The sequence below is a fragment of the Streptomyces armeniacus genome (assembly GCF_003355155.1).
Classification (GTDB): Bacteria; Actinomycetota; Actinomycetes; order Streptomycetales; family Streptomycetaceae; genus Streptomyces; species Streptomyces armeniacus.
Window position 1 is genome coordinate 4,771,232 of sequence record NZ_CP031320.1, and the last position, 14,325, is coordinate 4,785,556.

The following is a 14,325-nucleotide window of genomic DNA, read 5'->3' on the forward strand; positions in this document are numbered from 1 at the left end:
AAATAATCTCGAAGAGATCCCCGTCCCGGCACGGGCGCCCGGCGGAACCCCGCAGTCAGCGGGCCGCCGACCCCGCGTCCCCCTCCCCGTGCGTCACGCGGATCTTGGACTGGCCGTGCGGCAACTCCTCCCAGTCGGCCATGAACCGGGCCGCCAGGCCGTACTTCGCGGCCAGCGCGACCAGGGTCTCCGTGCGGTAGTAGAAGTCCTCGCGCAGCACCTGGTGCTCCCGGCCCTCCGTACGGTCGAAGGTGAAGTCGAACCAGCCGCCCGGCGCCAGTACGCGGCCGATGTGGGCGAAGCACTCCTCGATGACCGGGAGCGGCGAGTGCGAGAAGACGCTGTGGGCGTGCACCACGTCGAAGTGCGCCTCCGGCAGGAAGCGGAGCGTCAGGTCCCGTACGGGGGTCAGCGTGGGCAGGCGCGCCTGGAGTCCCCGTTCGACCAGCGTGTCCTGGGCGGCGGCGAGGATGTCGGGCGAGATGTCCACACCGTGGTAGTGACCCGGCTCCAGGTACTCGATGAACCGCCAGCCCGCCCGCAGGTTGCCGCAGCCGATCTCCAGCATCCGGTGCCCGGGCCGCAGCCCGTGGCCGGCGAGGTAGTCGAACTGCATGGCCCCCAGCGCCAGCCAGCGCTCACGGCTGCGGCTGCCGACGGCCGCGTCCGGGTCCGCGCGGGTGTCGGAACGCATCACCGCGCGGTAGTACGCGATGTGGTCCGGCCAGCGGTGCCGCAGCCACGCGTCGCGGGCGGCGCGGGCGAGATGGCGCGGGACGCGCTCCGGGTGCCGCAGGGCGTAGCGGACGCGGTGACTCAGCGAAGTGCGGTCCACCTGGACGTTCTTGGCGGGCATGCGCGGTTCCTCCTGGGTGGCGTGTGCCGGTCTCGGCTCCACCCTGGGTGCGGCAGACGGCGTCCGAGGTCGGCCGTGTGGCCGCGTTCGGAGGGGCCCGTCCCGGCCAGGAGCTGTCATCCGATCGGATGACACGGTAGGGAGAGGGCGTGCGGCGAGCGGCAAATTCAAGTGCGGCGCGCGGTGAGGGACGGCGGGGCAGTGGCGGACGAACGACAGGAAGGCGAAGGGCCGTTGGACAGCGGGGACGCGGCGGCGTACGGCGGGGAGCGCACGTACGACGGGGACGCGGCGGCGTACGGCGGAGAGTTCGCGTACGACCGGGAAGCGGCCGAGGACGAGGCCGACCCCGACGCACGGTGGCTCGACCTCGTCCTGCACGCCGCGTTCCTGCTCCTGCTCGGCGGCTCGGTGCTGCGCTTCGTGCTGCACGATCCGGCGGGCCCGGGCGAGGGCTGGATCGTCGCCCTGTTCGCGGTGTTCGGCCTGACCCACCTGCTCGGACGCCGCTGGGCTCCGCCGCCCCCGCGCAGTCGCCGCCCCAGCCCGCGGCACACGGCGTGGCTGGGGTCGGTGCTGGCGCTGTGGACCGTGCTGCTCGCCCTCGCGCCCAGCGCCACCTGGTGTGCGATGCCGCTGCTGTTCACGGGCCTGCACAAGCTGCCCGCGCGGGCGGCGGTGCCGCTGGCGGCCGTGCTCACCGTGCTCGTCGTGCTGACCGAACTCCGCGTGTCCACCGGCGCGTTCAACCCCAACCTGGTGGCCGCTCCGGTCGCCGTGGCCGCCATCGCCACCGCCGTCCTCGTACACAGCCAGCGGCAGGCGGCGCGGCAGGCCGTACTCATCGAGGACCTCGTACGGACCCGCCGCGAACTCGCCGCCACCGAGCGCCGCGCGGGCATCCTCGCCGAACGCCAGCGGCTGGCCGCGGAGATCCACGACACCCTCGCCCAGAGCCTGTCCAGCCAGCGGATGCTGCTCCAGGCGGCCGAACGGCTCTGGCGTACGTCCCCCGAGACCGCGCAGGGGCACGTACGCGAGGCGGCCGAGATCTCGTCCCGCGGGCTCGCCGAGGCCCGCCGGTTCGTGCGCGACCTGGCGCCGCCCGAACTGTCCGGGCACACCCTCGCGTCGGCGCTGCGCACGCTCGCCGGACGGGAGCACGGCGCGGGCCTGCACGTCGCGTTCCGCCTCGACGGCACGCCCGTGCCGCTGCCGTCCCGCACCGAGGGGACGCTGCTGCGCGTCGCACAGGGCGCGCTGGCGAACGTACGGGAGCACGCCGCCGCCACCCGCGTCGTCCTCACCCTGACCTGCCTGGACGACCGGGTCGCCGTGGACATCGCCGACAACGGGCGGGGGCTGCGCGCGAGGGCACCGCGGGCCGGCGCGACGCGCGGGCACGGGCTGCGCGCGATGCGGCAGCGGGTGCGGCAGAGCGGCGGCACACTGACCGTCGAGTCGGCGCCCGGCGAGGGCACCGTCGTGTCGGCGTCCGTGCCCCTCGCTCCCCGCGCCGAGCCCCGGCCGGAGAGGATCACCCCGTGAGCGAACCCGAAGCCGAAGCCGGACACGAAGCCCGACCCGAAGCCGAAGCCGAAGCCGTGAGCGGACCCGAAGTCCCCGGCACCGTACGGCTGCTGCTGTGCGACGACCACGCCGTCGTACGGGCCGGGCTGCGCGCCCTGCTGTCCAGCACCGACGGCATCGAGGTGGTCGGCGAGGCGGGCAGCGGGGAGGAGGCCCTGGCCATGGCGGCGCGGCTGGCGCCCGACGTGGTGCTGATGGACCTCCAGCTCGGCGACGGCATGGACGGGGTGACCGCCACCCGGCACCTGGTCGCGGGCGGGCACGGCACGGCCGCCGCACCGCCGAAAGTGCTGGTGCTCACCATGTTCGACACCGACGCCGACATCGCCCGCGCCGTGGACGCGGGCGCCATCGGCTACCTCCTCAAGGCCGAACGCCCCGAGGAACTGTTCGCCGCCGTACACGACGCCGCCGCCGGACGTACGGCCCTGTCCGGCCCGGTCGCCGACCGCGTACTGGCCCAGCTGCGCAGCCCGCGGGCCACGCTGTCCGAACGCGAGCGTGACATCCTCGGGCAGCTCGCACTCGGCCTCGGCAACCGGGAGATCGCCCGCGCGCTGTTCATCAGCGAGGCCACGGTGAAGACCCATCTCGGGCGCGTCTACGCCAAGTTGGGCGTCGAGACGCGGGCGGCGGCCGTGGCGCTGGCGAAGGAGCAGCGCCTGCTGCCTGACCGTACGGGTGCCCCTGCTCAGTCGCCCGCGCCCAGATCGAGCACGAAGCGGTAGCGCACGTCGTTGCGTGCCAGCCGGTCGAGGCTGGTGTTGACCGCGTCGGCGGGCACCACCTCGGTCTCGGCGGTGATGCCGTGCTCGGCGCAGAAGTCGAGCATCTCCTGCGTCTCGCCGGTCCCGCCGCTGCCCGCGCCCGCCAGGTTCTTCGCGCCGACGATCAGGCTGAACGGGCTCAGCCGCAGGTCCTCCTCCGGGATGCCGACCACGCACAGGGTGCCGTCTATCGCCAGCGCGCTCAGATACGGCTCCAGCGCATGCGGTGCGCCCACCGTGTCGAGGATCAGGTCGCAGCGGCCCTGCTGCGCGCTCATCCGCGCCTCGTCCGTCGACAGCACCACGTCGTCGGCACCCAGCCGCCGTGCCTCCGCCGCCTTGTCCGGCGACGTCGTGAACTGCACGGTCTCCGCGCCCATCGCGTGCGCGAGCTTGAGCGCGATGTGCCCGAGCCCGCCCATCCCGACGACGCCGACCGTACGGCCCGGCCCGGCGCCCCAGCGCCGCAGCGGCACGTACGTGGTGATGCCCGCGCACATCAGCGGGGCGACGCCCGCCGGGTCGAGACCTCCGGGCAGCGGGTAGGTGAAGCGCTCGTCGACGACGTACTCGGAGGAGAAGCCACCCTGCGTACGGGAGCCGTCGACGCGGTCGACACCGCCGTAGGTGAGGGTGACGCCCTCGTGGCACCAGTTCTCCCGGCCGGCCCGGCAGGCGGCGCACGTACGGCACGAGTCGACGATGTTGCCCACCGCGACCCGGTCCCCGACCGCGAACCGCTCGACGGCGGCGCCGACCGCGCTGATCTCCCCGACGATCTCGTGGCCCGGTACGAGCGGCAGCCCGTCGGCCTCGCCGTGGCGGACCGCGGACAGGTCGGTGGCGCAGACGCCGCAGTAGCGGATGCGCACCACCACGTCCCGCTCCCCCGGCTCCCGCCGCTCGAACCGCCACGGCGCGAGCGCCGCGCCCTCGCCCGGTGTGTGCGGCGTGTGCGCCGCCCAGCCAGTGACCTTACGCATGGTCGTTCCCGTCTTCCGTCGTCCGCGGGCGTGCCCCGCCCTGCGGTGTGCCCGTGCCGTTCCCCGCACCGTTCCCCGCGCCGCTGTCCGCGGCCCGCGCGCCGCCGTCCGCGGCGTCCCCTGCGCCGATCTCGTCCTCGCAGCCCAGGCCCCGGCGTTCCAGGTCGCGGTGGTGCGCGATCTTGTCCCGTACGACCGCCAGGTCCTCGTACAGCCGGCCGATCTGCCGCTCGATGGACGCGGCGTGCTGTTCCAGCAGGGCCGTGCGCTTCCCGTGCCACTCCAGCCCGTGGCCCATCCGCACGAAGCTCCGCACGTCGTCCACGGACATGCCGGTGCGGCGCAGCGCCTGCACCAGCCGGATGAAGCGGACGGCGGCGGGCGGGTAGCGGCGCCGTCCGCCCGGGTCGCGCTGCACGAGGGGCAGCAGCCCTTCGCGTTCGTACCAGCGCAGCGTGTCGATGCTCAGCCCGGTCAGCTCCGACACCGTCCGGATGCCCACCAGGTCCGGCTCGGGGGAGTCAGCCATGACCTCACGCTAGAAGCTGGAGTCCACTCCAGCGCAAGCCCGCATAAATGCGGTGCCCGGCCCGTACGCGCTGCTGTAACGTCGCGCCGGTTCGCCGGCCGGTCCGGCGGCGGTCCGGGAACGGCCCCTTCACGAGTGCACGGACAGGGAGTTACGAGATGCGGCGTGGCCTCGGAGCAGTCGAGCAGCTGTGTACCCCCTCCCTGACTCCCGAGGACCGCCGTGACCACCCAGACCCCGGGCAGCACGCCCGCAGGCGCCCCCGCCACGACCCTGAACCTGGGCATCCTCGCCCACGTCGACGCCGGTAAGACCAGCCTCACCGAGCGGCTGCTGTACGACAACGGCGCCATCGCCGAGCTCGGCAGCGTCGACGCCGGCAGCACCCAGACCGACACCGGCGAGGTGGAACGCGAGCGCGGCATCACCGTACGCTCCGCCGTCGCCGCCTTCGCCACCCGCGGCGTACAGGTCAACCTGGTCGACACCCCCGGCCACCCCGACTTCATCGCCGAGGTCGAACGCGCCCTGTCGGTGCTGGACGGCGCCGTGCTGGTGCTGTCCGCCGTGGAGGGCGTACAGGCGCAGACGCGGGTGCTGATGCGGTCGCTGCGGAAGCTGCGGCTGCCGACGCTGATCTTCGTCAACAAGATCGACCGTGCGGGCGCCCGCGACGACGCCCTGCTCGCCGACGTACGCCGGCACCTCGCGCCGCACCTCGCGCCGCGCTCCGCCGTACGCGGCCTGGGCACGCCCGCCGCGCGCGCCGTCGCCCGTTCCCTGGACGAGGCGGACGAACGGGCGCGGGTGGCGGAGGTCGCCGCCGAGCACGACGACGCGCTGCTGGCGCGGCTCGTCGACGGCGCGGTGCCGTCCCGCGCCGAACTGGAGCGCGTGCTCGCCGCCCAGACCGCGGCCGGGCTGCTGCACCCCGTCTGGTTCGGGTCCGCGCTGACCGGCGAGGGCACGGGCGAACTGACCGAGGGCATCCGCACGTTCCTGCCGCCGCCCGCCCCGGAGACCGGCGGGCCGCGCGGCACCGTCTTCGCCGTCGAACGGGGCGAGGGCGGGAAGAAGACCGCGTATCTGCGGCTGTTCTCCGGGGAGGTCCGCGAGCGGCAGCGCCTCACGTTCCGGCGGCGCGAACCGGGCGGTGCGACGGGCGGGTTCAGCGGGCGGGTCACCGGGCTCGACGTCGTCGGCGCGCCCACGGCGCACGGGCCGGGGGCACGGGCGGCGCGCCCCGTGCTCACGGCGGGCAGCATCGGCAGGCTGCGGGGCCTGGCCGAGGTACGGGTCGGCGACCTGCTCGGCGAACCCGACGGCCGTACGGCCGAGCCCCACTTCTCACCGCCCAGCCTGGAGACGGTCGTCCGCCCCGCGCGGCCCGTACCGGAGCAGGAGACCCGGCTGCACGCCGCGCTGGCCGCCCTCGCCGACGAGGACCCGCTGATCCGCACCCGCCCCGCCGGGGACGGCGCCACGTCCGTGCTGCTGTACGGGGCCGTGCAGCGGGAGGTGATCGCGGCGCGGCTGCGTGCCGCCGGGGTCGAGCCCGTCTTCGAACGGATCAAGCCCGTCTACTTCGAACGCCCCGCCGGCACCGGCGAGTCCGTGACGGAGATCCGCCGGCACGGCGGCAACGACTTCTGGGCGACGGTCGGGCTCCGCGTAGAACCGGCGCCGCCCGGCAGCGGCGTCGGCTTCGTACGGGACGTCGAGTGGGGCGCGCTGCCCCGCGCCTTCCACCGGGCGATCGAGGAGACCGTGTTCCGCACCCTCCGACAGGGCCTGTACGGCTGGGAGGTGACCGACTGCCGCGTCACCCTCACCCGCGTCGGCTACCTGGCCCCGGCGAGCGTCGCCGCCGACTTCCGCCACCTCACCCCGGTGGTGCTGCTGCGGGCGCTGGAGTCGGCGGGCAGCCGGGTGTACGAGCCGTGCCAGTCGGTGGAGATCGAGGTCCCGGCGGACGTGCTGAGCGGCGTCGTCGGCGCGCTCTCGGCGCTCGGCGCGGACATCGCGGGGTCGGCCGAGCAGGGCGCGTCGTGGCTGGTGACGGCGGAGCTGCCGACGCGGCTCGTACAGGAGTTGACGGTGGCGCTGCCCGGACTCACGCACGGCGAGGGCGCGTTGTGGTCGCGGCCCGGCACGGACCGGGCGGTACGGGGCGCGCCGCCGGAGCGTGAGCGGCTGGACGGCAACCCGCTGCGGTACGAGGAGTACCTGCGCTTCCTCGCGGACCGCTCGCTGTCCCGTACGGACGCGCGCACGGACTCCGTACACGGCGGTTGAGCCCGCCCGTGAGCGAACGGTGCCGCCGTCCCCGGCCCGGGTCGGCGGCACCGTCACGGCGGCGGGAACGGGCCCGCCGCACCGGGCCCCGTCACCGGCGCGGCTCCCAGCGGAAGTACCGCTTGGCCAGCGCGACGGCGATGACGACCCACGACAGGGTGGGCACCAGCAGCGGCAGGGAGTCCTGGACGGCGACGCCGCCGTTCCAGGCGTCGACGAGGAGTTCGGTGGCCGAGCCGCCGGGCAGCAGCCGCTTGAGCCGGGCGAGTTCCTCCGTGCCGGTGATCCCCACCCAGCTGGCGACGGCGATGGTGCCGAGGCTGACGGGGAGGGTGGTCACCTGGGCGTGCTCCGGGGAGTTCGTCATCCCCGCGGTGGCCAGTCCCAGGCCGAGCATCATGACGACGATCGAGAGGACGGCCGCCGCCACGAGCAGCACGTCGTCCGGCTCACCCGTGACCTTGGCCAGCACGGCGAGGATCACGGCCACCTGGACCAGCGACAGGACGGCGACGGGAAGCAGCAGCCCGGAGAGGATGCCCACGTCGCCCTGCGCGGTGGAACGCAGCCGCTTGAGGAACAGGTTCTGCCGGCGGGAGGCCAGCGTGGTCACCGTGGTGGTGTAGAGGCCGAAGGCGCACACCGTGAACACCACCAGCGCCGCGATGTAGCCGAGGCTGCCGGTCTTCGCGAACGTCTCGTGCTGGCGGATGAAGTACGTGCTGACCGCTGCGGGCATGATCAGGCTGGTGACCAGCACGAGCCGGTTCCGGAAGAGCTGGATCAGCTCACTGAGGGCGATGGCGAGCATGGCGAAGGTCCGTTTCTGAGGAAGTGAAGTGCGGGGAAGCGGCGGAAGCGTCGGTGGTTTCAGCGGCTTCAGAGGCTGCTGATGGAGCGGAACACGTCGTCGAGCCGCGTCGGCCCGGCGTGGAGGTCGTGCAGTTCCACGTCGTGGTCCTGCGCCCAGTGCAGCAGGACGTTCAGGTCCTTCTGCAGGCTGAAGGTCTCGATACGGAGCCTCCCGTCGCTCTCGACCGCCGGCAGCGGCAGTACGGGCGCGGGCGCCAGGAGCGAGAAGGTGATGACGGCCGGCAGCATCCGTGTCAGTTCGGAGACGGTCCCCTCCTTGTGGAAGCTGCCCCGGTGCATGAGCCCGATGCGGTCGGCGCGCTGCTGCGCCTCCTCCAGGTAGTGCGTGGTGAGGACGATGGTGGAACCGGCCTCCCGCAGCCTGTCCACGGCGTCCCAGAGGGCGTCGCGGGACTGGATGTCCAGGCCGGTGGTGGGCTCGTCCAGGAAGATCAGTTCCGGCGTCCCGTACACCGCGGTGGCGAAGTCCAGCCGCCGCTTCTCGCCGCCGGACAGCTGGGAGACCTTCGTGCGGGCCTTCGCCGTGAGGCCGACGAGGCCCAGGACGCGGTCGACGCTGTCCCGGCGCTGGGTGAGGGTGCCGATCAGCCGGACGGACTCCCGTACGGTCAGGTCCGGCGAGAAGCCGCTCTCCTGCAGCATGACGCCCATCCGGGGCCGTACGGCGGCGCGTTGGCGCGGGTTCTGCCCGAAGACGCGCACGGCACCCGACGTGGCCGTGCGGTGGCCCTCGACGGTCTCCAGGGTCGAGGTCTTGCCCGCCCCGTTCGTGCCGAGCAGCGCGTAGAACTCCCCGCGCCGCACCTGGAAGGACAGGTCTTTCACGGCGTGGAACTCGCCGTAGCTGAGGTTCAGTTGCTCGACGTCGATGACTGGTGTCGTGTCCATGCTTCGATTCCAGCCGCCGCGGCGCCGGTCCGGCAGTGGCGGCGGTCATCACTTCGGCATGACGTTTGGCCTGCGAGGCCGTGATGCCGTGTCATGTCCGCAGGTCGGCGGCAGGTCGGCGGCAGGTCCGCGGCAGGTCGGCAGCCGCGGACGGTGCGTGGTGAAGGTGAGCGGTCCGCACCCCTGTCGATACACGCGTGTATCGGATACATTCGCGCATCGAAAGGGGTGATCCCCGATGGCGGCGTCAACTGCCCCCGCCCGCGGCGGCACTTCGCGGCCCGCGCGGCGGGTGACGGCGCGGCGGGCCGGAACGCGGCGGCGGCTGCTCGGCGCGGCGCTGGAGGTGTTCGCCGAGGACGGCTTCGGCCGCGCGACGGTCGAGCGGGTCTGCGAACGGGCCGGCTACACGCGCGGCGCGTTCTACTCCAACTTCTCGTCCCTGGACGAACTGTTCCTCGCCGTGTGGCAGGAGCGCTCGGCGCGGATGCTCGACGACCTGCGCACGGCGCTGGCCGTCGCCCCCGCCACCGGTCCGCGCGAGACCGTACGGGCCGCGCTGCGGGCCATCCCGGTGGACGACGCGTGGCACCGGGTCACGGCGGAGTTCACCGCGCACGCGCTGCGCGTGCCCGCCCTGCGGCGCGAAGTGGCCGCCCGCGAACGGGCGATCCAGGACGCGCTGCTGCCGGTGCTCGTACGGGCCCTCGCCCGCGCCGGGCGCCGGGTGCCGGACGAGGAGGCGCTGGGGCAGGCGCTGGTCGCCGTGCACGACGGCACCGCCGTACAGGTGCTGCTGGAGCCGGGCAGCGCGGAGGCCGTACACCGCCGGGAGACGCTGTTCCAGCACGTGCTGGAGGCGTACAGCACACCGGACGGCACACCCTTCAGCACACCCGTCAGCGCACCGGTCACCGAGAGTCCGCCGGCCGGCGGCCGCGAGGAGGCCGGCGGACCGGCCGAGGAGGAGCAGCGTTCATGAGCAGCAGCAGCCAGGCCGGACCGGGACCCGCGGTGCCCGCTGAACCCACCCCCCGTACGGCGCTCGTCACCGGTGCCTCCTCCGGCATCGGCGCCGCGGTCGCCGCCGCCCTGGCCGCCCGCGGCCACCGCGTGCTCGGCACCAGCCGCGACCCGTCCTCCGTGGCCGAGCCGCTGCCCGCAGTCGAGTACCTGCCGCTCGACCTGTCCGACGACGCCTCCGTCGAGGCGTGCGCCGCCGCCGCGGGCCCCGTCGACGTCCTGGTCAACAACGCGGGCGAGAGCCAGAGCGGGCCCCTGGAGGAGCTGCCGATGACGGCGGTGCGGCGGCTGTTCCAGACCAACGTCTTCGGCGCCGTACGCCTCACCCAGCTCCTCCTGCCCGGTATGCGCGAACGCCGCTACGGGCGCGTGGTCATGGTCGGCTCGATGCTCGCCAGCTTTCCCCTCGCGTACCGCTCCTCGTACGTCGCGTCCAAGGCCGCCCTGCGCGGCTTCGCGTCGGCCGCGCGGCGCGAGGCCGCCCCGTACGGCGTGCGGATCTGCACCGTCGAGCCCGGCTCGATCAGCACGGGCATCAGCGAGCGGCGCACCCAGTACGTGGCCGACGACTCGCCCTTCGCCGGCGAGTACGCCACCATGCTGGCCGCCCTCAACGCCAACGAGGCGAACGGCATTTCCGCCGCGAAGGTCGCCGGCACCGTCGTCCGCGCCGTCGAGGCCCGGCGCCCTCGCCCCCTCTACGGGGTCGGCAGCAACGCGCAGCTCGTCTTCCCCCTGAAGCGGCTGCTGCCCCGCTCGGCCGTCGAACGCGTCGTCGCCCGCCGCCACGGCCTGCGCTGACCCCCGTCCCACCGGCCCCGGCCCGCGGCGATCACGCCGGAGCTGTGGCGGAGCTGTGGAGGGACTGTGCGGCGGACCGCGTACGTGAGGCATCATCTGTGGCCATGGGGATAGTTGCCGGTCTCGACAGTTCAGCTGAGTACACCCGTATCGTCGTCTGCGACGCCGACACGGGTGCCGTCGTCAAGCAGGGATACGCGGAGCACCCCGCCGAACGGGACGATCCGCAGTCCTGGCTGATGTCACTCGGCAAGGCCGCGAGCACGGGCCAGCTGGCGGACGTACGCGCCATCGGCGTCTCCGCGCAGCAGCAGGGCCTGCTCACGCTCGACTCCACGGGCACACCCGTCGGGCCCGCGCTCCTCGGCAACGACAAGCGCATGCAGACCGCCGCCGCCGACCTCGGCGAGGCGCTGGGCGGCCGGGAGGCGTGGGCGCAGGCCGTAGGCGCCGTACCGCAGGCTGCGCACCCGGTGTCCAAGCTGCGCTGGCTCGCCCGCAACGAACCCGAGGCCGCCCAGCGCGTCGCCGAGGTCATGCAGCCACACGACTGGCTGGTCTGGCAGCTGCTCGGCCGCCCCGAGCAGCGTACGACCGACCGCGGCGACGCCTCCGGCACCGGCTACTGGTCCGCGGCCACCGAGACGTACCGGCCCGACCTCGTCGAGCTCGCCCTCGGCCACCAGGTGCGGCTGCCCGACGTGATCGGCCCGGCCGCGACCGCCGGGCACACCCCGGAAGGGCTGCTGATCTCCGCCGGGACGGGCGAGACGATGGCCGCGGCGTTCGGCCTGGGGGTCGGGATCGGGGACGCGGTGGTGTCGCTCGGCGCCTCCGGTTCCGTGTTCGCCGTGCACCACGAGGCGCTGACCGACCCGACGGGCACCATCACCTCGTTCGCCGACGCCACCGGCATGCACCTGCCGGTCGTACGGACGCTCAACGCCGTACGGGTCCTGCGCGGCACCGCCGAGATGCTGGGCACGGACCTGGACGGGCTGTCCGAGCTGGCGCTGAAGTCCACGCCCGGCGCCTCCGGGATGGTGCTGCTCCCCTATCTCGAGGGCGAACGCACCCCCGATCTGCCGCACACCGCCGGCTCCCTGCACGGGCTGCGCCGCGAGAGCATGCGGCCGGAACATCTGGCACGGGCCGGCCTCGAAGGCATGCTGTGCGGCCTGGCCGACGCCCTGGACGTCCTGCGGAACCGCGGCGTCCAGGTGCGGCGGGTGTTCCTGCTGGGCGCGGCGGCCGACCTGCCCGCCGTACAGGCGGCGGCACCCGGCCTGTTCGGCGCGCAGATCATGGTCCCGCAGCCCGCCGACTACACGGCCCTCGGCGCGGCCCGCCAGGCCGCCTGGGCCCTCTCCGGCGGCGGCGCGCCCCCGGCATGGCCGGCGGCGGAGTGCCAGGTGTTCGACGCGGGAGAGACAGGCGACGACGCGGCGGTGGGCCAGGCGGTCCGCCAGCAGTTCGTCACGGTCCGCGAGCAGACGCACCCGGGGGCGTTCGCCTGAGGGTCTGCGCCGGCTGACGCGGGTCAGTTCCCCGCGGCTCCGTTCCCCGCGAGTCAGTTCCCCGCGGGTCAGTTCCCCGCACCGAGGCTCGACATGAACGCCGACGGGTAGCGGTCGCCCCGTGCCGCGCCCCGCGGCACCGCCTTCTCGATCTCCGCGAGGTCGTCCGGGGTGAGGTCCACGTCCAGCGCGGGCAGCGCCTCGGCCAGCCGCTCGCGGGTACGGGCGCCGACCAGCGGCACGATGCTCTCGCCCTGCGCGGCCACCCAGGCGATGGCCAGCTGCGCGACGGTGCACTCCTTCGCCTCGGCGACCCGGCGCAGCGCGTCCACGAGGGCGAGGTTGTGTGTCACGTTCTCCTTGGAGAACCGCGGGCTGAAGGCGCGGGCGTCGCCGGGGCCGCCGGAGTACCCCGAGTGCCAGTGCCCGGAGATGAGGCCGCGGCTGAGGACGCCGTACGCGGTCATGCCGATGCCGAGCTCCCGCAGCGTCGGCAGGATGTCCTCCTCCACCGCGCGGGAGATCAGCGAGTACTCGAACTGCAGGTCCGCGACGGGGTGTACGGCGTGCGCCCGGCGTACCGTCGCCGCGTCGACCTCGGAGAGGCCGAGGTGGCGCACGTACCCGGCGTCGATCATCTCCTTGATCGCGCCGACGGTCTCCTCGATCGGCACGGCCGGGTCCAGGCGGGCGGGACGGTAGATGTCGATGTGGTCCGTGCCGAGCCGGGTCAGCGAGTACGCCAGGAAGTTCTTCAGCGCCTGGGGGCGGCCGTCGATCCCGCCGAACTCGTGGCCGGGACCCCGCAGCACGCCGAACTTGACACTCAGCCGGTAGCTGTCCCGGTCCCGGCCGCGCAGCGCCTCGGCGAGGAACAGCTCGTTGTGGCCCATGGCGTAGAAGTCGCCAGTGTCGATCAGCGTGACCCCGGCCTCCAGCGCGGCGTGCACGGTGGCGGTGCTCTCCGCGCGGTCGGTCGCGCCGTACGCGTCCGACATGCCCATCGCGCCCAGGCCCAGCGCGGATACGGCGGGCCCGGTGCTGCCCAGGGTTCGTGTCTGCATCGCGGTCTCCTCAGTCGTACGGGTCGCCGGACGTACGGGGCGCCGGCCTGGGACCCAGCCTGCGCCCGCGCGGCGCCGTACGGGAGCGGACTGTTGATCATGGGAGAGCCGCTCCCTGGATCGCCCTCAGGGAGCGAGGGACGATTGGGGCATGGAACGTGACGAGCTCGCCGACTTCCTCCGCCACCGACGCGAGGCGATCCGCCCCGCCGAGGTCGGCATCCCCGACGGCCCGCGCCGCCGCACCAACGGGCTGCGCCGGGAAGAGGTGGCGATGCTCGCGGGCATGTCGGTGGACTACGTCGTACGCCTCGAGCAGGGCCGCAGCAGCCAGCCCTCGGTCCAGCTGCTCGGCGCGCTGGCGCGGGCGCTGCGGCTGTCCGACGACGAGCGCAGCCATCTGTTCCATCTGGCCGGCCACCAGCCGCCGCCCGCCGACGGTGTGGCCCGGCTGGCCCGCGCCGGCCTGATCCGCATGCTCGACCTGCTCGGCGACACCCCGGCCATGGTGCTGTCCGACCTGGGCGAGGTGCTCGCCCAGAACCGTACGTCCGTGCTGATGGCGGGCGACCTCACCGGCCACTCCGGGGACCGGCGCTACGTCGTGTACCGCTGGTTCACCGAAACCGGCGTACGCTTCAGCCCGCCCGAGGAGCAGGAGCACCAGTCCCGCCAGCTCGTGGCCGACCTGCGCGCCGCCGTCGGCCGCCGGTCCGGGGATCCCGAAGTCGCCGGGCTCGTCGAGCGGTTGCAGGCCGCGAGCGCCGAGTTCAGCCGGCTCTGGGCCGCGCACGAGGTGGCCGTACGGCGCGCCGACCGCAAGACTCTGCTGCACCCGCGGGTGGGCCGCCTGCTGATGGACTGCGAGACGCTGGTCACGCCCGACCAGCGCCAGCAGCTGCTGGTGCTCACGCCGGCGGACGCGGAGACCCGCGAACGGCTGGAGCTGCTGCGGGTGCTCGGCGTCGAGGAGTTCCCCGCGGGCCCGGCAGGTCCGGCGGGTCCGGGCCACAACTCCCCTTCCGCTCCCGGCAATTGAGCAATTCCGATTATCTCCACATTCACCGGTGGTGGTGAATCCGGCACCTCGGCCTTGTTGGTAATCAACCCCTCGCATCAGACTTTTAACGCTCACCGCA

The 14,325-nt window shown here is 73.8% G+C and carries 13 protein-coding genes; 7 read left to right on the plus strand and 6 right to left on the minus strand.

Annotated features, from left to right (window positions below; translation table 11 throughout):
- Positions 1-55: 55 nt before the first annotated feature.
- Positions 56-856 carry a class I SAM-dependent methyltransferase gene (locus DVA86_RS20810; RefSeq protein WP_208880426.1) on the minus strand — a complete coding sequence of 267 codons (801 nt, stop codon included), beginning with the start codon at positions 854-856 and terminating at the stop codon, positions 56-58.
- Between the two features lie 375 nt (positions 857-1,231).
- Here DVA86_RS20810 and DVA86_RS20815 point away from each other — a divergent pair, with 375 nt between their 5' ends.
- Positions 1,232-2,404: a sensor histidine kinase gene (locus DVA86_RS20815; RefSeq protein ID WP_245997687.1), complete on the plus strand. Its 1,173-nt coding sequence runs from the start codon at positions 1,232-1,234 to the stop codon at positions 2,402-2,404.
- A 56-nt stretch (positions 2,405-2,460) separates the two neighbouring features.
- Positions 2,461-3,174, plus strand: a complete 714-nt coding sequence (locus tag DVA86_RS20820; protein ID WP_208884934.1) for a response regulator — start codon at positions 2,461-2,463, stop codon at positions 3,172-3,174.
- On the opposite strand, the gene DVA86_RS20825 is transcribed toward DVA86_RS20820, so the two are convergent.
- Positions 3,138-4,196, minus strand: coding sequence for an NAD(P)-dependent alcohol dehydrogenase (locus DVA86_RS20825; RefSeq protein ID WP_208880427.1), 1,059 nt, complete (start codon positions 4,194-4,196; stop codon positions 3,138-3,140). The two genes, DVA86_RS20820 and DVA86_RS20825, sit on opposite strands and share 37 nt — an antisense overlap.
- Complete coding sequence (locus DVA86_RS20830) at positions 4,189-4,725, minus strand: MerR family transcriptional regulator (RefSeq protein ID WP_208880429.1); 537 nt, start codon at positions 4,723-4,725, stop codon at positions 4,189-4,191. The genes DVA86_RS20825 and DVA86_RS20830 overlap by 8 nt, the downstream gene beginning before the upstream one ends.
- 222 nt (positions 4,726-4,947) lie before the next feature.
- Between DVA86_RS20830 and DVA86_RS20835 the strand changes: the two genes are divergently transcribed.
- On the plus strand, positions 4,948-7,020 hold the full coding sequence (locus tag DVA86_RS20835) for an elongation factor G (protein WP_208880431.1): 2,073 nt from the start codon (positions 4,948-4,950) through the stop codon (positions 7,018-7,020).
- Positions 7,021-7,111: 91 nt separating this feature from the next.
- On the opposite strand, the gene DVA86_RS20840 is transcribed toward DVA86_RS20835, so the two are convergent.
- Both DVA86_RS20840 and DVA86_RS20845 read right to left on the minus strand, forming a co-directional pair.
- Entirely contained in the window at positions 7,112-7,831 is a 720-nt protein-coding gene (locus DVA86_RS20840; protein WP_208880432.1) for an ABC transporter permease, read from the minus strand.
- 68 nt (positions 7,832-7,899) lie between these two features.
- Positions 7,900-8,781 (minus strand): ABC transporter ATP-binding protein, encoded by an 882-nt coding sequence (locus DVA86_RS20845; protein ID WP_208880434.1) that lies wholly within the window; start codon positions 8,779-8,781, stop codon positions 7,900-7,902.
- Between the two features lie 238 nt (positions 8,782-9,019).
- Here DVA86_RS20845 and DVA86_RS20850 point away from each other — a divergent pair, with 238 nt between their 5' ends.
- The 3 genes from DVA86_RS20850 to DVA86_RS20860 all read left to right on the plus strand — a co-directional run bounded on the left by DVA86_RS20850 (position 9,020) and on the right by DVA86_RS20860 (position 12,122).
- Positions 9,020-9,763, plus strand: a complete 744-nt coding sequence (locus DVA86_RS20850; protein ID WP_208880436.1) for a TetR/AcrR family transcriptional regulator — start codon at positions 9,020-9,022, stop codon at positions 9,761-9,763.
- Positions 9,760-10,605 carry an SDR family oxidoreductase gene (locus DVA86_RS20855; RefSeq protein ID WP_208880438.1) on the plus strand — a complete coding sequence of 282 codons (846 nt, stop codon included), beginning with the start codon at positions 9,760-9,762 and terminating at the stop codon, positions 10,603-10,605. Before DVA86_RS20850 ends, DVA86_RS20855 begins: the two co-directional genes overlap by 4 nt.
- 104 nt (positions 10,606-10,709) lie before the next feature.
- Positions 10,710-12,122: an FGGY family carbohydrate kinase gene (locus DVA86_RS20860; RefSeq protein ID WP_208880440.1), complete on the plus strand. Its 1,413-nt coding sequence runs from the start codon at positions 10,710-10,712 to the stop codon at positions 12,120-12,122.
- 68 nt (positions 12,123-12,190) lie between these two features.
- Here DVA86_RS20860 and DVA86_RS20865 read toward each other — a convergent pair whose 3' ends face one another.
- Entirely contained in the window at positions 12,191-13,186 is a 996-nt protein-coding gene (locus tag DVA86_RS20865) for an aldo/keto reductase (RefSeq protein ID WP_208880442.1), read from the minus strand.
- 151 nt (positions 13,187-13,337) lie between these two features.
- Between DVA86_RS20865 and DVA86_RS20870 the strand changes: the two genes are divergently transcribed.
- A complete protein-coding gene (locus tag DVA86_RS20870) occupies positions 13,338-14,225 on the plus strand; it encodes a helix-turn-helix transcriptional regulator (RefSeq protein WP_208880444.1) in 888 nt (295 codons plus the stop codon).
- Positions 14,226-14,325: the final 100 nt, after the last annotated feature.

Bases quoted from the DNA above. Each gene is read 5' to 3' on its own strand.
- DVA86_RS20810 (WP_208880426.1), bottom strand. From the start codon at position 856: ATGCCCGCCAAGAACGTCCAGGTGGACCGCACTTCGCTGAGTCACCGC.
- DVA86_RS20825 (WP_208880427.1), bottom strand. From the start codon at position 4,196: ATGCGTAAGGTCACTGGCTGGGCGGCGCACACGCCGCACACACCGGGC.
- DVA86_RS20830 (WP_208880429.1), bottom strand. From the start codon at position 4,725: ATGGCTGACTCCCCCGAGCCGGACCTGGTGGGCATCCGGACGGTGTCG.
- DVA86_RS20840 (WP_208880432.1), bottom strand. From the start codon at position 7,831: ATGCTCGCCATCGCCCTCAGTGAGCTGATCCAGCTCTTCCGGAACCGG.
- DVA86_RS20845 (WP_208880434.1), bottom strand. From the start codon at position 8,781: ATGGACACGACACCAGTCATCGACGTCGAGCAACTGAACCTCAGCTAC.
- DVA86_RS20850 (WP_208880436.1), top strand. From the start codon at position 9,020: ATGGCGGCGTCAACTGCCCCCGCCCGCGGCGGCACTTCGCGGCCCGCG.
- DVA86_RS20855 (WP_208880438.1), top strand. From the start codon at position 9,760: ATGAGCAGCAGCAGCCAGGCCGGACCGGGACCCGCGGTGCCCGCTGAA.
- DVA86_RS20860 (WP_208880440.1), top strand. From the start codon at position 10,710: ATGGGGATAGTTGCCGGTCTCGACAGTTCAGCTGAGTACACCCGTATC.
- DVA86_RS20865 (WP_208880442.1), bottom strand. From the start codon at position 13,186: ATGCAGACACGAACCCTGGGCAGCACCGGGCCCGCCGTATCCGCGCTG.
- DVA86_RS20870 (WP_208880444.1), top strand. From the start codon at position 13,338: ATGGAACGTGACGAGCTCGCCGACTTCCTCCGCCACCGACGCGAGGCG.